Source organism: Microbacterium aurantiacum, assembly GCF_031625015.1.
GTDB classification, from domain to species: Bacteria; Actinomycetota; Actinomycetes; order Actinomycetales; family Microbacteriaceae; genus Microbacterium; species Microbacterium aurantiacum.
Genome location: NZ_JAHWXH010000001.1, coordinates 1,551,618 through 1,569,051 on the forward strand (window position 1 = coordinate 1,551,618; position 17,434 = coordinate 1,569,051).

At 70.2% G+C, this 17,434-nt stretch carries 15 protein-coding genes and 1 tRNA gene; 10 read left to right on the forward strand and 6 right to left on the reverse strand.

All coding sequences use genetic code 11. The features are described from left to right. Positions 1 to 58: 58 nt before the first annotated feature. A complete protein-coding gene (locus KZC50_RS07180) occupies positions 59 to 1,000 on the forward strand; it encodes an aldose 1-epimerase family protein (RefSeq protein ID WP_236967340.1) in 942 nt (313 codons plus the stop codon). Between the two features lie 303 nt (positions 1,001 to 1,303). On the opposite strand, the gene KZC50_RS07185 is transcribed toward KZC50_RS07180, so the two are convergent. Then, on the reverse strand, positions 1,304 to 1,510 hold the full coding sequence (locus tag KZC50_RS07185) for a hypothetical protein (RefSeq protein ID WP_231718052.1): 207 nt from the start codon (positions 1,508 to 1,510) through the stop codon (positions 1,304 to 1,306). Between the two features lie 173 nt (positions 1,511 to 1,683). Here KZC50_RS07185 and KZC50_RS07190 point away from each other — a divergent pair, with 173 nt between their 5' ends. Then, complete coding sequence (locus KZC50_RS07190) at positions 1,684 to 2,262, forward strand: asparagine synthase (protein WP_236967341.1); 579 nt, start codon at positions 1,684 to 1,686, stop codon at positions 2,260 to 2,262. A 71-nt stretch (positions 2,263 to 2,333) separates the two neighbouring features. Beyond that, positions 2,334 to 2,406, forward strand: a tRNA-Arg gene (locus tag KZC50_RS07195). 75 nt (positions 2,407 to 2,481) lie between these two features. On the opposite strand, the gene KZC50_RS07200 is transcribed toward KZC50_RS07195, so the two are convergent. Continuing rightward, positions 2,482 to 2,976 (reverse strand): MarR family winged helix-turn-helix transcriptional regulator, encoded by a 495-nt coding sequence (locus KZC50_RS07200; protein WP_236967342.1) that lies wholly within the window; start codon positions 2,974 to 2,976, stop codon positions 2,482 to 2,484. Between the two features lie 122 nt (positions 2,977 to 3,098). Between KZC50_RS07200 and KZC50_RS07205 the strand changes: the two genes are divergently transcribed. Beyond that, on the forward strand, positions 3,099 to 5,243 hold the full coding sequence (locus tag KZC50_RS07205) for an MMPL family transporter (protein ID WP_310891181.1): 2,145 nt from the start codon (positions 3,099 to 3,101) through the stop codon (positions 5,241 to 5,243). A 38-nt stretch (positions 5,244 to 5,281) separates the two neighbouring features. On the opposite strand, the gene KZC50_RS07210 is transcribed toward KZC50_RS07205, so the two are convergent. Further along, positions 5,282 to 7,192 carry an amylosucrase gene (locus tag KZC50_RS07210; RefSeq protein ID WP_310891182.1) on the reverse strand — a complete coding sequence of 637 codons (1,911 nt, stop codon included), beginning with the start codon at positions 7,190 to 7,192 and terminating at the stop codon, positions 5,282 to 5,284. Positions 7,193 to 7,213: 21 nt separating this feature from the next. Next, positions 7,214 to 8,440 carry an ROK family protein gene (locus tag KZC50_RS07215; protein WP_310891183.1) on the reverse strand — a complete coding sequence of 409 codons (1,227 nt, stop codon included), beginning with the start codon at positions 8,438 to 8,440 and terminating at the stop codon, positions 7,214 to 7,216. Between the two features lie 140 nt (positions 8,441 to 8,580). Here KZC50_RS07215 and KZC50_RS07220 point away from each other — a divergent pair, with 140 nt between their 5' ends. The 5 genes from KZC50_RS07220 (at position 8,581) to KZC50_RS07240 (ending at position 15,023) form a co-directional block, all read left to right on the forward strand. Further along, complete coding sequence (locus KZC50_RS07220) at positions 8,581 to 9,825, forward strand: ABC transporter substrate-binding protein (protein ID WP_310891547.1); 1,245 nt, start codon at positions 8,581 to 8,583, stop codon at positions 9,823 to 9,825. A 32-nt stretch (positions 9,826 to 9,857) separates the two neighbouring features. Beyond that, complete coding sequence (locus KZC50_RS07225) at positions 9,858 to 10,784, forward strand: carbohydrate ABC transporter permease (RefSeq protein WP_310891184.1); 927 nt, start codon at positions 9,858 to 9,860, stop codon at positions 10,782 to 10,784. An 8-nt stretch (positions 10,785 to 10,792) separates the two neighbouring features. Beyond that, on the forward strand, positions 10,793 to 11,701 hold the full coding sequence (locus KZC50_RS07230) for a carbohydrate ABC transporter permease (protein WP_375294588.1): 909 nt from the start codon (positions 10,793 to 10,795) through the stop codon (positions 11,699 to 11,701). Positions 11,702 to 11,770: 69 nt separating this feature from the next. Beyond that, complete coding sequence (locus KZC50_RS07235) at positions 11,771 to 13,456, forward strand: glycoside hydrolase family 13 protein (RefSeq protein WP_310891186.1); 1,686 nt, start codon at positions 11,771 to 11,773, stop codon at positions 13,454 to 13,456. 67 nt (positions 13,457 to 13,523) lie between these two features. After that, the gene (locus KZC50_RS07240; RefSeq protein ID WP_310891187.1) at positions 13,524 to 15,023 is read left to right on the forward strand and encodes an L-serine ammonia-lyase, iron-sulfur-dependent, subunit alpha; all 1,500 of its coding nucleotides are present in this window, start codon (positions 13,524 to 13,526) and stop codon (positions 15,021 to 15,023) included. 94 nt (positions 15,024 to 15,117) lie between these two features. Here KZC50_RS07240 and KZC50_RS07245 read toward each other — a convergent pair whose 3' ends face one another. Beyond that, on the reverse strand, positions 15,118 to 16,104 hold the full coding sequence (locus KZC50_RS07245) for a hypothetical protein (protein ID WP_310891188.1): 987 nt from the start codon (positions 16,102 to 16,104) through the stop codon (positions 15,118 to 15,120). A 325-nt stretch (positions 16,105 to 16,429) separates the two neighbouring features. Between KZC50_RS07245 and KZC50_RS07250 the strand changes: the two genes are divergently transcribed. Next, positions 16,430 to 16,885: an Hsp20/alpha crystallin family protein gene (locus KZC50_RS07250; protein WP_053548833.1), complete on the forward strand. Its 456-nt coding sequence runs from the start codon at positions 16,430 to 16,432 to the stop codon at positions 16,883 to 16,885. 70 nt (positions 16,886 to 16,955) lie between these two features. Here the strand turns inward: KZC50_RS07250 and KZC50_RS07255 are convergent, their stop codons facing one another. Beyond that, positions 16,956 to 17,393, reverse strand: a complete 438-nt coding sequence (locus KZC50_RS07255) for a MarR family winged helix-turn-helix transcriptional regulator (protein WP_310891189.1) — start codon at positions 17,391 to 17,393, stop codon at positions 16,956 to 16,958. Positions 17,394 to 17,434 lie beyond the last annotated feature (41 nt).

The following is a 17,434-nucleotide window of genomic DNA, read 5'->3' on the forward strand; positions in this document are numbered from 1 at the left end:
CCGCGATACTGAAACGTCAGATACATCCCCCTTCACCCGACCCGAGGATCACCCACTCATGGCCCGTACGCCCCTGTCCGGCATCCAGCACTCCCTCCGCTCCGGCGACTACGAGGCGATCATCTCCAGCGTCGGGGCGACCCTGCGCTCGCTGACCCTCGCCGGGCGCGACCTGGTCGTGCCCTTCGACGCGGACGAGGTGCGCCCGTCCTACCGGGGTGCGACGCTGGCACCCTGGCCCAACCGCGTCGTCGACGGAACGTACACCTTCGGCGGGGAGGAGCGTCGTCTCGCCCTCACCGAGCCGGCTCGCGGACACGCCCTGCACGGCCTCGCCGCGTGGCTGGACTACGAAGCCATCGACAAGGGATCCGACCACGTCACTCTGGCCCAGGTGATCCCGGCCCAGACGGGCTACCCGTGGCGGATCGTCGTCACGACGACGTTCGTGCTCGGGCCCGACGGGCTCACCCAGACGGTCACGGCGCGCAACGACGGCGACGAGGCCGCCCCGTGGGGGACCGGACCTCACCCGTACCTGGTGGCGGGCGCGGGGACGGTCGATGACTGGACCCTCGAGCTCCCGGCCGCTCAGGTGCTCGCCGTGACCGAGGACCGTCTCATCCCGACATCGCTCGAGAGCGTCGACGTCGATGCCGACCGGTTCGACTTCCGCCGGAAGCGCACGATCGGCACGGTCGAGATCGACCACGCCTACACCGCTCTGACGCGTGACGACGACGGGATCGCCGCCGTGCGGCTCACGGATGCCGCCGGACACGGTGTGCAGATGAGCTGGGACGCCGCGTGCCCATGGGTGCAGATCCACACGGCCGACAAGCCGCGTCCGGAGGACTCGCGGCTCGGTCTCGCGGTCGAACCGATGACGTGTGCACCCGACGCCTTCAACGCCGATCGCTACGACTTCGACGCCGGCCTCATCGTCATCGAGCCCGGTGCCGAGGTCTCGGCATCCTGGACCATCGCCGCCATCGCCTGAGGCCCCGGCCGCGGTCCGAAGACGACTCGGGCCCGCCCCGCGGAGGAGGGTCGGCGGACATCCTCCCCAGACGATGTCCCGCCGTCCCCGCCTCCTCCGCTGATGGGCGAGCCCGAGCGTTGCCGCACCCCAGGCGGCTGAGCACCGTCCGTCCACCTCGCCCCAGGCGGGGAGGGAGAGGGCGCGCTCCTTCTCTGTTCGGAGCCGTCGGGGGATCGGATGGGAGGAACATAGAAGGCCCCGGAGTATTCTCCGAGGCCCCCCGATTGAGTCGTCGCGGGGTCGCCGCGACAGGTCCGCGTGTCAGTCGCGGAGTTCTTCCCGGATCTCGTTGCGCGTGTGCACCGAGTCCCGTTCTGCTTCAGCCTTGTCGACCTCCGCTTCAGCCTTCCTCACTTCGGCGTCGGCCTTCATCTCGTCGGCCTTGTCGCTGAGTCGGTCCGTGGTCTTGTCCCAGTCGTCCGAGATCTTCTCACCGACGGCCTCGGCCGTCTTCTTGGCGTCTTCCATGAATCCCATGAACCGCTCCTCTCGAAGGATTGTGTCTTCGACGCTAACCGCGGAGGTGGTCGATTCCGGGGGGTTGCACGGATGTCGGCGGCTTGATACGCACAGTCTGAGCGGGCGGCCGTCGAGCCCGGCTCTCGGATAGCCTTCTCTAGACGGAGGAGGCGCGAGGTCGCATGGGCAAGACAGCGGACGCGATCGCGGAAGGCGTCGCCATCGCGACGGCCGCCGCCCGGCTGACGGTGCGCAACCACATCCTCGTCGAGACGATCGCGCACGGTGCGCCGTTCGATCCGGCCGCCTTCGCGCCGTTCGCCCACGACACGCTGATCGCCCTCGCCGACGAGCAGCAACAGGCGGGTGACCTCGCGCGGCGTCAGGCGAAGAAGGCGTGGGGTCGGTTCAGCGATCCGGACGGCACGCACGACTACCGCGACCGCGACACCCGCAATCTGCGGAAGCGCCGACGGCAGTACGTCGGCGTCGCCAAGGAGCTCCGGCGCCGCGCTGAGGACCCGGAGGCCGTCCGCGAGCTCGTCGAGCATGCGCGGGATGCGGCCTGGGGAGACGTCGAAGCGAACCTGCAGCGACGGCTCACCGTCGAGGGCATGCGACCGGACCTCGACCCCGACTACGAGCGCATGCGCGCGGCGCGGATGCAGTCCCTCCGCCTCGTGGATCTGCCGCGACTCGCCGCTCATCGCCGACACGTCACGGCAGCCGCGGCGGAGGCCGCCGGCGACGCGCCCGACTGAACGGCGTCGATTCGCGAGGGCGGCGGGGGTCATGTATTCTGGTCGCTGGCCCGCGGGAGATCGAGGGCCGGGCGCCCGTAGCTCAATGGATAGAGCATCTGACTACGGATCAGAAGGTTAGGGGTTCGAGTCCCTTCGGGCGCACACTGTGTTGAGACAGTGAGAAAGCCCCGCCGGTTCGCCGGTGGGGCTTCTTTCTTTCCCGCCCGGCTCTTCCGGTCAGCGGACGCGGCGTGCCCGCGAAGGCTCAGGGGTGTGCGCCCGATACGCGGTGAGGATCCGCTCGAGGTACTCGGTGATGATCCGCTGCTCGTCCTCGTCGAAGTGGTCGAGCTCGGCATCCAGCCCGCGCACCATCGGCATGAGGATCGACATCGCCTTGGCTCGGGACGAGTCCGTCGGGACCACGCGCACGGCGCGGCGATCCGACGGGTGAGGCTCCCGGGTGACGTGTCCGAGGTCGACCAGGCGATCGACCGCGGTGGTCATCGCCGCGGTGGTGATCCCGAGCCGGCGGGCGAGCTCGCTCGGGCCGAGCGGTCCCTCCTGCAGGAGGTGCTCCATCGCGTCGAGGTCGGTGGCGTTGACGGAGAGCTCTTCGCCGAAGGCGGCCTCGAAGTCGGCCGAGGTCTGGATCAGTTCGCGCAGAAGGACGGTCGGACGCCGCGGCATCATGCCCGCGGCTGCGCCCGCGGGGGGAAGGGGGGCATCCATGCGGAAATCGTACCCGCATGTATGATCGCTCGGCTAGTATCTAGGCAATCTAACTACTTTGTGATCTGATCAGCTCGACGCCCGCACCCGCACCCCCCTTCATTCCCTCCCGAGGAGTCGTCATGGCCGCTCTGCTCCGCTTCATCACCTCCGCCCGAACATCTTGGATCGTCCTGATCCTCGCCGTCGCCGCGGCCGGGGGGATCTTCGCCCTGGGCTCCGGCTCGGACGGCGACACCGCGCCGCCGGTCGGTCTGCCCGACACAGCCGAGTCCCGTCAGGTCGACGCGCTCCTGGAGGAGCTGCCGAGCGCCGACACCACCTCGGCGCTCCTGGTCTTCTCCGGCGGCGGGGAGGAGCTGACGGAGGAGCAGCTCGGCCAGATCACCCAGAACGCGATGGGAGAGCTGGCGGAGTTCACCCCGGAGGGGTTCGTCCCGCCGGCGCAGGTGTCCGATGACGGCACGGTCGCCCTCGTCGTGGTGCCGCTGGAGCCCCTCCCGACCGTCGGCGAGCAGTCCGAGCGGGCCGCCGAGATCCGGGCCGCGGCCGCGACGGACCTCGACGGGGTCACGGTGTACTTCACCGGCGCCGAGGGCTTCGAGGTCGACATCGCCGCGGTCTTCGAAGGCGCCGACTTCACCCTGATCCTCACGACCGTCATCGTCGTGGCGATCCTCCTGCTCGTGACCTACCGGAGCCCCACGCTGTGGATCGTCCCGCTGATCGTCGTGGGTGTCTCGGACGTCCTGGCGGGCATCGTCGCCGCCCGGGTGGCGTCCGCGGTCGGAATCCAGCTGGATGCCTCCACCACCGGGATCCTGTCGGTGCTCGTCTTCGGTGCGGGCACGAACTACGCCCTGCTGCTCATCGCCCGATACCGCGACGAGCTGCGCAGCTACGCCGACCGGCGCGCCGCGATGCGCAGGGCGCTCCGCGGTGCCGGTCCCGCGATCATCGCGAGCGGCTCGACGGTGGCACTGGCCCTTGCGACCCTCCTGTTCGGTGAGCTGTCGGGCAACCGGGCGCTGGGTCTCGCGTGCGCCGTCGGGATCGTGGTCGCGATGATCTTCGCGCTCTTCGTTCTGCCGGCCGCGCTCGTCCTCTTCGGGCGCTGGATCTTCTGGCCCTACATCCCGCGCTTCGGTTCGGCCGACGCGCTGTCACGCAGCCCGTGGGGCAAGCTCGGCCGCGCGGTCGCCCGTCGCCCCGTCGTCGTGGCAACGAGCGGGTTCGTCCTGCTCGGCATCCTCGCCAGCGGTGTCTTCTTCGTGCAGACCGGCTTGTCGCAGAACGACCGGTTCCTCCAGAAGCCCGAGGCCGTCGTCGGTCAGGAGGTGCTCGCCGAGGCGTTCTCGGCCGGGTCCACGTCGCCCTCGGTGGTGGTGGTGCCCGTCGACGAGGCCGACGAGGCCGCCGCGGCGCTCGCCGACATCGACGGAGTCGACAGTGCCACGGTCGGCGAGCAGAACGACGACATCGCGCGCATCGACGTGACCCTGTCGTCTTCGGCGGAGACCGAGGAGGCGCTGGCGACCGTGGAGCGGATGCGGGCGGCGCTGGACGACGTCGGCTCCGGCGAGGGGCTCGTCGGCGGTCTCGACGCCCGCGCCCTCGACGTCGCCGACGCCCAGGCCCGCGACCAGGCGCTGGTGATTCCGCTGATCCTGGTGCTGGTGTTCATCGTGCTGGTGATCCTGCTCCGCGGGTTCGTCGCGCCGATCCTCCTGCTGCTGGCCGTGGTGGCGAGCTTCTTCTCGGCCGTCGGTGCCAGCTGGTGGCTGTTCCAGACGCCGCTGTTCGGCTTCCCCGCGATCGACACCAACGTGCTGCTGTTCAGCTTCCTGTTCCTCGTGGCGCTCGGGGTGGACTACAGCATCTTCCTCGTCACGCGCGCTCAGGAGGAGGCGCGCACGCGGGGGACGACCCAGGGCATGATCCGCGCGCTCGCCGCCACCGGTGCGGTGATCACGAGCGCCGGCATCCTGCTCGCGGCGGTCTTCGCCGTGCTCGGCGTGCTGCCGCTGATCACCCTCACCCAGATCGGCATCATCGTCTGCATCGGCGTGCTCATCGACACCCTCCTCGTGCGGACGGTGATCGTGCCGGCGCTGGCGTTCCGGACGGGCGACAAGTTCTGGTGGCCGCGTCGTCCGGAGGTGACGGATGCCGCCGCCGCCGAGGCCGGTATCGACGCCTTCACCGCCCTGGAGGTGGAGGAGGAGGAGACCCGCACGTCACGCCGGAAGAAGACCGTCGCGGTCTGACCCTCACGGCTGCTCGCGGCCGGTGATCCCCGTCCCGCTCAGGCGTGGGCGGGGATCACCCGCAGCCACACGAAGCCGTGCGGCGGGAGGGCGAGACCCTGCGTGAGGTCGCGCATCTCCAGACCGATCAGGTCCCACGCCTCCGGCAGGAACCCGCTCAACGTCAGCGGGTCGACGAGGACGAGGTCGTCGCCGACATTGGCGAGCACCAGGACGACCGACGCACCCTCCTCCTCGCCGCGGCGCTGGAATCCCAGCACCGAGGGAAGATGCGCGTCGAAGCCCACCAGGGCGTTGCCGGCCAGTTCCGGCGTGGCCGCGCGCACCCGCACCAGCTCGGCCATCCGCGCGAACACCTTGCCCGCGGTCGTGGTCGGGTCCGCGCTCTCGGCGTAGCGGTCGGCCGGGTAGGCCGGACGGTTCACCCACCGGCTGTCGTCGGCGGTCGCGGGGTCGTCGCGGAACCCGTAGTCGTTGAGCTGGGCGACCTCGTCGCCGAGGTACAGCAGCGGGATCCCACCCGTCGACATCGCGATCGCGTGCGCGAGGATGACGCGGTCGATCCCGCCGGCGTCCCCGGCCTCGATCCCGGCGAGGGAAGCGGTGGTGCCGGTCACGCGCGCGTCACCGGTCTTGGGGTTCTCCTGGAACGGCACGCCCCGCGCGAACGTGCCCGGGAAGCGGCCGACGTAGAAGTCGTTGAGGAACCGGCGGTGGCCGAACCCGTCGATGCCGAGCTCGGCGGCATCCTCGTCGGCGAAGGTCCAGCCGATGTCGTCGTGATTGCGGACGTAGTTGACCCACGCGGTGCCGTCGGGCAGGGCATGACGCCGCTCCAGCGCCTGCTGCAGGAGGCGGGCGTCCCGGGTCGCCAGGGCCTCCCACGTGAGCGCCATCTGCAGCGGGTTGTACGAGATCTGGCATTCGCCGGGGGAGATGTACTGGATCACCTCGTCCGGGTGGACGATCGCCTCGGACTTGAACAGCAGGCTCGGAGCCGCCATCCGGAGCACCTCGTTGAACGCCTGGAGGAGCAAGTGCGCCTCGGGGAGCGACTCGCACGTGGTGCCGAGCTGCTTCCAGATGAAGGCGACGGCGTCCATCCGCAGGATCTCGACGCCGCGGTTGGCGAGGAAGAGCATCTCGCCCGCCATCGCACGGAAGACGGCGGGATTGGCGTAGTTCAGATCCCACTGGAAGTGGTAGAACGTCGCCCAGATCCACCGGCCGTCCTCCAGCTGCACGAAAGCGCCGGGGTGGTCGTCGGGGAAGATCTCGCGGACGGTCTGCTCGTACGCGTCCGGCATCTCGCGGTCGGGGAAGATCAGGTAGAAGTCTTCGTACCCGGGTTCGCCGGCGATCGCCTTCCGTGCCCACTCGTGCTCGTTCGAGGTGTGGTTGAAGATGAAATCCACCACGAGGGAGATTCCGGCGAGCCGCAGTTCGGCGGCGAGCTCGGTGAGCTCCTCCATCGTGCCGAGGGCCGGGTTCACGCGCCGGTAGCTCGACACCGCGTAGCCGCCGTCGCTGTTGCCCTCGGGGCTGTCGAAGAGCGGCATCAGGTGCAAGTAGGTCAGCCCCAGCTCCTGGAAGTAGGGGATCTTCTCGCGGATGCCGGCGAGCGACCCCGCGTACCGGTCGACGTAGCAGACGCCGCCGAGCATGCGTTCGGACTGGAACCACTCCGGATCCTCTTCGCGTCGCTCATCCAGCGCCTTCAGCTCGAGCGGGCGCGCGCCCCAGGACGCGGCCGCCTCCGCGACCACGGCGCTCAGCTGCTCCTGCGCGTCGGGGCGCTCGCCGTACAGGCGGCGGAAGAGTCCGTGCAGGGTCGGGAAGTGCGCGTCGAAGCGTCGACGGAACGCGGGATCCAGAGTGCCGGCGAGGTCTTCCGCCGCGGCGAGGGCGGCGGTGCGGTCGACGTCGACGTCGGTGGCGAGGTGGGTCATGGTTCTCCTGTCGCCGCGATGCTAGCGCGACGGTGCGGTCAGGGGGGTGGAGGCGAAGGCGAGCAGGTGGGTGCGGGCGGACTCCGTGGCCGCGGCGACCGCGCCGGCGGCCACCACGTCCGCGCCGAGCGGGGAGGCGACGAGGTCCGGTGCGGGGAGGTGCATCTCGCTCTGGATCATCGTCCGCGCGGGCACGAGTGCGGACTCGATGCTCTCGGCGACGGCGCCGCAGAAGATGATGCGCTCGGGATCGAAGAAGCCGCCGAACACGGACGCGATCCGCGTGATGACCCGCGCCGAGCGGGCGATGATGTCGAGGGCGTCCGGGTCGCCCTCCCGCGCCGCGGCGAACACGGCGGGTGCGGTGAGCTCCGAGGGCGGCAGCCCGGCGAGGCGGCTGCGCGAACCGATGCGCCCCTGCTCCGCGGCCTGGCGGGCCCACGTAGCCACGTGGACGCCGATCCCGTCGACGCTGCCGACGCCCGTGACGTGATCGAAGGGGATGAGCTCGCCCGCACCGCCGTGGGCGCCGCGGAGGAGGTGGCCGTCGATCACGACGCCGGATCCGAGGCGGTCGCCGGCGAGGATCGCCACGAAGTTCCGGCATCCGACCGCCGCGCCGTGGACACTCTCGGCGACGGCGGCGAGGGAGGCGTCGTTCTCCACGCGTACGAGCGGTGCCCACGGCGCCGCGGTGTCGGCGAGATCGGGATTCATCCGGTACCAGAAGTCGTTGTGCCGCGCGGGCGAACGTCCGTCGGCGTCGACGGGTGCGGGCACGCCCACGCACACCGCCACGACGTGCTCGCGGGCGATCCCGGCGTCGGCCAGAGCCTCGTCGATGACGGCGGCCACGACGTCCTGGCGCCGGACGGGATCGTCGAGGTCGGTGGTGAGCTCCCGCGACACGCGGGTGAGTGGGCGCCCGCGCAGGTCGGCCACGGTGGCGATGACGTGCGTCCTGCCGGCATCCACGCCGACGACGGATGCCGCGTCCGGTCGGAACGCGAACCGACGCGCCGGGCGTCCCTTGCGGTAGTCGCCGCCGACGCGGGCGTTGGGGAGCTCTTCGACCACGCCGTAGCGGATGAGTTCGTCGATGGCCTCGATCGTCGTCGATCGGGTGAGCCCGACGCGGGGCATCACGTCGTTGCTGGTGAAGGTCTCGTCGTCCCACACGGCGGTGAGGACGGTCTCGACGGAGGCGCGAGCCGCGCGAGGGACCCCTGTCGCATCGATGTCGGACATGCCCTTGACCTCCCCGTCCTTCTCCTGCATTATTGTCCACGTCACATTGATTCGGAGAAAAAATATAATACCCGCATCAAAACGGCCCTCGGAAGGACAACGACGTGCTCGACCGATCCCACCCACCCCAGCGCACCCGGATGCGGCGCACCGCGGCATCCGTGCTCGCGACCGCGATCGCCGGTGCGCTGCTCGCCGGCTGCGCCGGAGCCTCCGGCCCCGAGGTTGTGCGGTTCCACCTCAGCAAGCCCGAGGCGATTCCGTACTTCCGCGACCTCATCCGCGAGTACAACGCCTCCCAGGACGACGTCGAGGTGATCCTCGACAGCTCCAGTAACCTGCAGGCCGGCTTCCTCCGCGGCAACCCGCCGGACCTCGGGCTGCTGAACTACAACATGGAGATGGCGCGCTTCATGGAGCGCGGTGCGCTCAGCGACCTCTCCGACATGCCGGAGGCCGAGCGCATCCGGCCCGAGGTGCAGGACCTCGTCGACCAGTACGCGACCTATCCCGGGCGCACCAGCGTCCTGCCGTACTCGGTGATGGCGGCATCCGTCATCTACAACAAGGAGATCTTCGCCGAGCAGGGCCTGGAGGTCCCGCAGACGTGGGACGAGTTCATCGCCGTGTGCGACGCCCTCACCGAGGCCGGGATCACCCCGATATACGGCACCTTCAAAGACCCGTGGACGGTCGCGCAGGGATCCTTCGACTACACCGTCGGCGGTGCCGTCGACGTCGCGGAGTTCTACGACGCGCTGAACGCCGAGGGTACGGACGTCGGTCCCGACTCGGAGGTGTCGTTCCAGAAGACCCTCCTCGATCCCGTCGAGCGGATGACCCTCCTCGCGGACGAGTACACCAATGCGGATGCCGCCAGCCGGGGCTACGGCGACGGGAACCTCGCATTCGCGCAGGGCCAGGCGGCGATGTACTTCCAGGGCCCGTGGGCCTTCGGCGAGATCGCCAAGACCTCGCCGGACCTGGAGCTCGGGACCTTCCCGCTCCCGATGACCGACGACCCCGACGACCTCGAGGTGCGCGTCAACATCGACCTCGCGGCGTGGATCCCGGAAGCCTCGCGCAACCAGGAGGGAGCACGGGAGTTCCTCGCCTACCTCTTCCGGCCCGAGGTGATGGACGCCTACAACGCCGCGCAACTCGGGTACGGCACGACCGTGGACGCCGCGCCCGTGACCGATCCCCGCATCCTCGGCATGAAGGAGTACTTCGACGAGGCGCGGTTCTACCAGGGCGCCTCGAAGGCGATCCCGCTCACGATCCCCGCCGAGAACTACCTCCAGGGCATCGTCCTCGGCGCGAATCCCGAATCCACGCTCGCGACCATGGACGCCGACTGGGCGCGCCTGGCCCTCCGGCAATAGACGGCCTCACCAGACGAAGGAGTCGACACCTCATGGCCACCACCACCGCCACCGTCACGGCGCCACCCGCGGGCCGCGCCGCGGCCGTCCCCCGCCGATCCCGGCGCCGGGTCGAGCCGATCTACTACCTGTTCCTGCTGCCGAGCCTGATCATCTTCACGCTTGCCATCACCCTGCCGGCGATCATCGGGATCTTCTTCAGCTTCACCAACTCCATCGGGTTCGGGGAGTGGGAGTTCATCGGCCTGATCAACTACATCGCCCTCTTCTCCGACCCCGCTGTGCTGCAGAGCTACCTGTTCACGTTCGGGTTCGCCGCGGTGACCGTGCTCGTGGTCAACGTCGTCGCTTTCCTCCTCGCGGTGGGGCTCACCTCGAAGATCCGCCTGAAGACCGGGCTCCGTACGGTATTCGTCATTCCGATGGTGGTCTCGGGCATCATCATCGCCTACGTCTTCAACTTCCTCTTCTCGACCTCCGTGCCCTCCGCCGGCCAGGCGCTCGGCATCCCGTGGCTGAGCGAGAGCATCCTCGCCAACGCCGACCTGGCCTGGCTGGCGATCGTGCTCGTCACCGCGTGGCAGGCGATCCCCGGAACGCTGCTGATCTACATCGCCGGGCTCCTCTCCATCCCCGGCGACGTCTACGAAGCCGCCGACATCGACGGAGCCTCCAAGCGTCAGCAGCTCCTGCGGATCACGCTGCCGCTCGTGGCCGGGTACGTCGTCATCAACGTCATCCTCGGCTTCAAGAACTTCCTCAACGCCTACGACATCATCGTGGGCCTCACCAACGGCGGACCGGGCACGGCGACCCGTTCGATCGCCATGACGATCGTCACCGGATTCACCGGCGGCGACTATGCCTACCAGATGGCCAACGCGGCCTTCTTCTTCGTCATCATCATCGTCATCTCCCTGGTGCAGCTGCGCATCGCCCGTGGAAGGAACGCCCTCTGATGTCCGTCATGCAACCCGCCCTCGTCGTCGAAGACGTCGACGCCACCCGGGTCCTCGAGGGCGGCAGCCCCCGCCGGCCCCGCCGGAGCGGAGGTCGCGACCGCGGCAGCTGGCCGCTCACGATCGTCCTGATCCTCTGCGCCATCACCGTCATCATCCCGCTCTACGTCACCGTCTCGATGGCGTTCAAGACGCAGGGGCAGGCCGTGGACGGCAACGCCTTCGCGCTGCCCGCACCGTTCAGCCTGGACGGGTTCGTCACCGCCTGGACGCTGACGAACTTTCCCGCGGCCTTCACCGTCTCGGTGCTCATCACCGCCTTCACCGTGGCCGGAACGATCATCCTCGCCGCGTGGGCCTCCTTCGCCATCTCGCGCAACTGGGACAAGCGCCTGTTCCGGTGGTCGTTCTTCTACCTGCTCGCGGCGATGTTCATCCCGTTCCCGGTGCTGGCGCTCCCGCAGATCCAGCTGACGGGGCTCGCGGGGCTCGACAACCCGGTGGGGGTCACGATCCTCCACATCATGTTCCAGCTGAGCTTCAGCATCCTGCTGTTCACGGCGTTCCTGCGGTCGATCCCGGCCGAGCTCGAGGAGGCCGCCCGCATCGACGGCGCCTCGACGTGGCAGACGTTCTGGCGCCTGACCTTCCCGCTGCTCGCGCCGATGAGCGCGACGGTCGGCATCTTCGCCTTCCTCGCCTCCTGGAACGACTTCATGATGCCGTCGCTGATCATCTCGGACCCGGCGATCCAGACGCTGCCGGTGGTCCAGAGCATCTTCCAGACCCAGTTCAGCAACAACTACAACGTCTCGTTCGCCTCGTACCTGATGGCGATGGCGCCCGCGATCATCGTCTACCTCTTCACCCAGCGCTGGGTGATGGAGGGCGTCACCCAGGGGGCGGTCAAGGGCTGACCGGCCCGCCCCGCACTCTCCGTCCGAACCGTCCACACCCCTCGCTCGAAAGAAAGGCATTCTCCCCTCGTGAACACGCTCGCCCCCGCGCACCCCCGCATCGCCGCCGACGAGACCGAGACCTGGTGGCGCCAGGCCGTGGTCTACCAGGTCTACCCGCGCAGCTTCGCCGACGCGGACGGCGACGGCATCGGCGACCTGCCGGGACTGATCTCCCGCGCCGACCACCTGGCCGAGCTCGGCATCGATGCGGTGTGGCTGAGCCCGTTCTACCCCTCAGCACTCGCCGACGGCGGGTACGACGTCGCCGACTACCGCGACGTGGACCCGCGCCTGGGCACCCTCGAGGACTTCGATGCCCTGGTCGACGCGCTCCACGCCCGCGGCATCCGGGTCATCGTCGACATCGTGCCGAACCACAGCTCTGACCAGCACGTGTGGTTCCAGGAGGCGCTCGCCGCCGGGCGCGGGTCGGCCGCCCGTGAGCGCTACATCTTCCGCGAAGGGACGGGGCCGGACGGCGCGGAGCCCCCGACCGACTGGGAATCGGTGTTCGGCGGGCCGGCGTGGCACCGCGTCGCCGACGGCCAGTGGTACTTCCACAACTTCGCGCCCGAGCAGCCCGACTTCAACTGGGACCACCCCGAGGTGCGCGAGGACTTCCTGCGCACCCTGCGGTTCTGGTCGGATCGGGGTGTCGACGGCTTCCGCGTGGATGTCGCGCACATGCTGACGAAGGACCTCAGCGAGCCGCTCCCCACGCGCGCCGAGCTGGAGGTGCTGCCCTTCGACGGGCACCACCCCCTCATCGACCGCGACGACGTGCAGGAGATCTACGCCGAGTGGCGCGCGGTCTTCAACGAGTACGACCCGCCGCGCACCGCCGTCGCCGAGGCGTGGGTGGATGCCGCGCGCGTGCCGCGCTACGCCAACCCGCAGAGCCTCGGCCAGGCGTTCAACTTCCAGCTGCTGCAGGCCGACTTCGACGCGGGCGAGTTCCGCCGCGTCGTCACGCACAACCTCGAGCTCGCCGCGGCCTCCGGATCGTCCAGCACGTGGGTGCTGTCGAACCACGACGTGGTCCGCCACGCCACGCGCTACGGGCTCCCGCCGCTCGGCGAGGAGCACCGCGGGCGCGGCGCCGAGAAGCACGGGTCGGCGTGGCTGCGGCGCGGTGCCGATGAGGCCGAGCTCGACCGGATCGGCGGCCTCCGGCGTGCGACGGCGGCGACGCTGTTCATGCTGGGGCTGCCCGGTTCGGCCTACCTGTACCAGGGCGAGGAGCTGGGTCTCCACGAGGTCGGCGACATCCCGGCAGCCGACCGCCAGGACCCCACGTTCTTCCGGACCCAGGGTGAGGAGATCGGTCGCGACGGATGCCGCGTCCCCCTGCCGTGGTCGGCCGAGGGGTCGTCCTACGGATTCGGCGACGGGCAAGCGCACCTGCCGCAGCCGGCGTGGTTCGCCGAGGTGGCGGCGGATCGCCAGGTAGAGGACGAGGGCTCCACCCTCGCCCTCTACCGCCGGGCGCTGCGCCTGCGGCGTGAGCTCCAGGATGCCGAGGACCTGACCTGGATTGACACCGGTCGCGACGACGTGCTGCGCGTCGCGCGCCCGGGCGGATGGGAGATCGTCACGGTCTTCGGCTTGGAGCCGTACGACCTCGGCGACGCCGGACGCATCGTGCTCGCAAGCGTCGCGCCCGAGGGACGCCGCGCCGCGGGGGAGAGCACCGTCTGGCTCGTCGCCGACTGAGGACGGCTGTGCGGGGTCCCGCCCGCTGGGGGGCGCGGATTCGCGGGACCCCGCATAGCCTGGAGCGATGAGCGCCTACATCTCGGCGTTCGAGCTGTTCTCCATCGGTGTAGGACCCTCGAGCTCCCATACGGTCGGTCCGTTGCGGGCGGCCGGCGACTTCGTCTCCCGGCTCGACGACGCCGGGGTGCTCGACCGCGTCGACCACGTCACGTGCGAGCTCTACGGCTCCCTCGGGGCGACCGGCATCGGCCACGGCACCCCCGACGCGGTCGTGGCGGGCTTGCAGGGGCACGTGCCCGAGACCGTCGATCCCGCGCTCGTGCGCGGAGCGTGGACCACGTGGCCGGACGACGCGGAGCTGTCGCTCGGCGGGCGGCGCGGCATCCGCTTCTCCAAGGACGACGTCGTCCTCTCTCCGCGCACCCGCCTGCCGGGGCACCCCAACGCCATGACGTTGCGGGCGACGGATGCCGGCGGCGCGGTCGTCGGCGACGAGACGTACTACTCCGTCGGGGGCGGGTTCATCCGCCGCGACGGGGAGCCGCCCGCGGTGCGCGCGGCGGAGTTCCCCCTCGACTTCGCCAGCGCCGAGGAGCTGCTGGCGGTGTGCGACGAGCGCGGGATCAGCATCGCGGAGGCGGCACGGCTCAACGAGCAGGCACTGCGCGGCGAGGAGGAGCTCGCTGAAGGCCTCGACGCGATCTGGGCCGCGATGTCGTCGTGCGTCGAGGCGGGGCTCCGCGCCGACGGGGTGCTCCCGGGGATGCTCCGGGTCCGCCGGCGGGCGGCGGCGATCCGCGCGCAGCTGGAGGATGCCGAAGCCGGCGGACACCGGGAGCTGCCGGGGGAGTGGCTCGGTGCGTTCGCGCTCGCCGTGAACGAGGAGAACGCGGCCGGTGGGCGGGTCGTGACGGCGCCGACCAACGGGGCCGCCGGGATCCTTCCCGCGGTGGCGATGTACTGGTGGCGCTTCCTCGCCGACTCGGGGCTCGGGGCGGGGAACGCGGTGACGCCCTACGGCGAGCTCGTCGGCAGCGCGCTCCTCGGGTTCGGTGCGCACGACGGTGGCCGGTCGGGGGAGGGAGAGCTCGCGGACGAGGACGCCGTGGCCGACGCGAACCGGCGGCGCGGCATCCGTCGGTTCCTGCTGACCGCGACGGCGCTCGGATCGCTCTTCAAGGCGAACGCGTCCATCTCGGGCGCCGAGGGCGGGTGCCAGGCCGAGGTCGGGTCGGCGTGCGCGATGGCGGCAGGCGGGCTGACGGCGGTCATGGGCGGGACGAACCGCCAGATCGAGAATGCGGCCGAGATCGCCATGGAGCACCACCTCGGGCTCACGTGCGATCCGGTCGGCGGGCTGGTGCAGATCCCGTGCATCGAGCGGAACGCCATCGCGGCCTCGACGGCGGTGACCGCCGCGCGGCTGGCGCTCCGCGGCGACGGGAGTCACTACGTCTCGCTGGACGCGGTCGTGGAGACCATGCGTCAGACCGGTATCGACATGTCGACGAAGTACAAGGAGACGAGCGAGGGCGGTCTCGCCGTCAACGTCATCGAGTGCTGACGCGCGGGCGCCGGAGTTCGGCGTGCGCGTTCATGTGGCAGTCGTCGCCCCCTCCCCGTTCGCGAGGCGGCGAGAACTGCCACTTGAACGTACGTCATCGCGGGCGCGTGCCATCCCACCCTCGGCGTCGGAGCACATCGTCGACGATCGCAACCGCGGTGCGCCGGTGGCGGACGTGCCGCGCGGTGAGGCGGACCACCTCCCATCCGAGCGCCGAGTATGCGGCGTACTTCTCGATGTCGCGGTCCCACTGCGCGCGGTCCACGCGGTGATGGTCTCCCTCGATCTCGACGATCGTGCGGTAGGTGGGGTAGACGAACTCGCTGATTCCGACGAGGCGTCCCTGACGATCGCAAACCTCGACGTCGAGATCGGCATCAGGAAGGCCCGCCGCAGCAGCATCGAGGCGGTAGTCGGTCTCGAGCGGTGAGGCGCTGCCCTCGCGGATGAGTTCGAGCGCCGTGCGGAGCTTTCGCGCGCCGATGCGGCGGCCGGCAGTGAGGGAGGCGCGGAGGTCGTCGATCGTCGCGAGGCGCGCGTGCGGCATTTGTGATCCGACTGAGTCGCGTGGGACGCGCACGAAGGCATCGCCGAGGATGACGAGCTCCCGGACGTCGAGTTCGGCGCCGAGCATCGACCACGTCGAGGGCGGGTCTGTCACGGGCAGGTCATCGACCGTCGCGATGCGAGCGAGGTCGCGAGAGACCTTCACACCGCGGATGCCGCGCCGACGCGGCGCGCGCACCGGGTCGGGGACCGCGACCACGAGGTCGGCGCCCGGATCGACGGGTCCGCCGAGGAGGACGGCTGCGGTCCGCCCGGCGAACACCGCGTGCGCGGGCATGATCTGGGCGTAAGCAACCGCGAGGCGGCGGGTGCGCTCGCGGATCGTGCGCTGCCGCCAGAGGGGATCGATGACGGATGCCGGCGGCTCGGCATCCGTCACGGCTCGTACTCCGCGGAAGGGTGCGGAGAGATCCCGCGCGCGAAGGCGCCGAGGTGTGACACCGGCGGCCTGCGCCTCGGCGCACGAGAAGGCGGGACCGAGGCCGTCGGGCAGGGGGCGTGGTGCGACGGGCATCGGCCCACCCTTCCGCGTGTACCCCGGTCTCGCGGGTCCGTGCGCCCGTGTCTGTGTGCGGTGCGCCCCCACCGCATCGATGCCGCTCGCTGGGGAGGAGGGGCGCCGTTGTCCCTTCGCTCGCCTCGAGTGGCAGCCATGGTCGCCTCGGCGCGTATGAGGCGGCGAGAACTGCCACTCGAACGGGCGCCGGCGCGGAGCCCTGTTCGCCGAGGGCGAACGCGAGCGAGAGGGCGAAAATCTGGCACTCGACACCCGAGAGTGCTAATCTCATCGTAGTTGAGTCGAGTGGACTCAACTCTGGACCATTCGAGAGGAGAACACCATGGCCACGTACGACCCCTTCCGTGACCTCGACCGCCTCGCCACGAGCCTCTTCGACACGCGCCGCGGCCCGCGCCGCATGCCGATGGACCTCTACCGCGACGGCGACCACTACGTCCTGACCGCCGACCTCCCCGGCATCGACCCCGGTTCGGTCGACGTCGACGTCGACGGCCAGCTGCTCACGATCCGTGCCGAGCGCACGCTGCCCTCCGGCGACGGCGTGAAGTGGATCACGCGCGAGCGCGAGGCGGCGAGCTTCCTGCGCCAGCTCAACCTCGGCCAGGGCATCGACACCGAGCGCATCTCGGCGAACTACAGCAACGGCGTCCTGAGCGTCACGATCCCCGTGAGCGAGAAGGCCAAGCCCCGGAAGATCGAGGTGATGGCCGACGGCACGAGCCCCGTCATCCAGGCGCACGAGAGCGCTGACGGTCCGCAGCCCGTCGAGCAGTGATCGCTTCGCCGACTCCGTGAGAGGAGCCCGTCCGCACCCTGCGGGCGGGCTCCTTCGGTGTTCGGGGGCGTCAGGCCGACGCGGGCCGGCGACGGAGCTTCGCCGTGAGGTCGCGCAGCTGGGCGAGCTCGGCGTCGTCGAGAGGGGACATCCGTTCCGCGATCGCCTTGCCGTGCGCGGAGGCGACGCGTCGGAAGACGGCGGCTCCGGCATCCGTCGCGGTGACGAGCGAGCCGCGTCGGTCATCGGGATCGGCGCATTTCGTCAGCAGTCCGCGCGAGACCATGCGGTCGACGAGTCGCGAGACGCTCGGCTGGCTGATGAGCATGTTGGCTGTCACGTCGCGGAGGCGCGCGGTCATCTCCGGCCCACGGGTGACGGTGAGGAGCACGTCGTACTCGGCCTGGCCGAGCTCGTCGTCGAAGTCGCTGCTGATCTCGTGGAACACCTCGTGCTGCGCCCGGAAGAGGCTTTCCCAGGCGTCGATGGCGAGGCGGCGATCAGTCATGCAGACCAGGGTACGGCCGAGAGGGCCTCGCCGTAGGCTGG

Coding starts and splice junctions, on each gene's coding strand:
- KZC50_RS07180 (WP_236967340.1), top strand. CDS start 59: ATGGCCCGTACGCCCCTGTCCGGCATCCAGCACTCCCTCCGCTCCGGC.
- KZC50_RS07255 (WP_310891189.1), bottom strand. CDS start 17,393: ATGACTGATCGCCGCCTCGCCATCGACGCCTGGGAAAGCCTCTTCCGG.
- KZC50_RS07185 (WP_231718052.1), bottom strand. CDS start 1,510: ATGGAAGACGCCAAGAAGACGGCCGAGGCCGTCGGTGAGAAGATCTCG.
- KZC50_RS07225 (WP_310891184.1), top strand. CDS start 9,858: ATGGCCACCACCACCGCCACCGTCACGGCGCCACCCGCGGGCCGCGCC.
- KZC50_RS07230 (WP_375294588.1), top strand. CDS start 10,793: ATGCAACCCGCCCTCGTCGTCGAAGACGTCGACGCCACCCGGGTCCTC.
- KZC50_RS07245 (WP_310891188.1), bottom strand. CDS start 16,104: ATGCCCGTCGCACCACGCCCCCTGCCCGACGGCCTCGGTCCCGCCTTC.
- KZC50_RS07190 (WP_236967341.1), top strand. CDS start 1,684: ATGGGCAAGACAGCGGACGCGATCGCGGAAGGCGTCGCCATCGCGACG.
- KZC50_RS07240 (WP_310891187.1), top strand. CDS start 13,524: ATGAGCGCCTACATCTCGGCGTTCGAGCTGTTCTCCATCGGTGTAGGA.
- KZC50_RS07215 (WP_310891183.1), bottom strand. CDS start 8,440: ATGTCCGACATCGATGCGACAGGGGTCCCTCGCGCGGCTCGCGCCTCC.
- KZC50_RS07205 (WP_310891181.1), top strand. CDS start 3,099: ATGGCCGCTCTGCTCCGCTTCATCACCTCCGCCCGAACATCTTGGATC.
- KZC50_RS07250 (WP_053548833.1), top strand. CDS start 16,430: ATGGCCACGTACGACCCCTTCCGTGACCTCGACCGCCTCGCCACGAGC.
- KZC50_RS07200 (WP_236967342.1), bottom strand. CDS start 2,976: ATGGATGCCCCCCTTCCCCCCGCGGGCGCAGCCGCGGGCATGATGCCG.
- KZC50_RS07210 (WP_310891182.1), bottom strand. CDS start 7,192: ATGACCCACCTCGCCACCGACGTCGACGTCGACCGCACCGCCGCCCTC.
- KZC50_RS07220 (WP_310891547.1), top strand. CDS start 8,581: ATGCGGCGCACCGCGGCATCCGTGCTCGCGACCGCGATCGCCGGTGCG.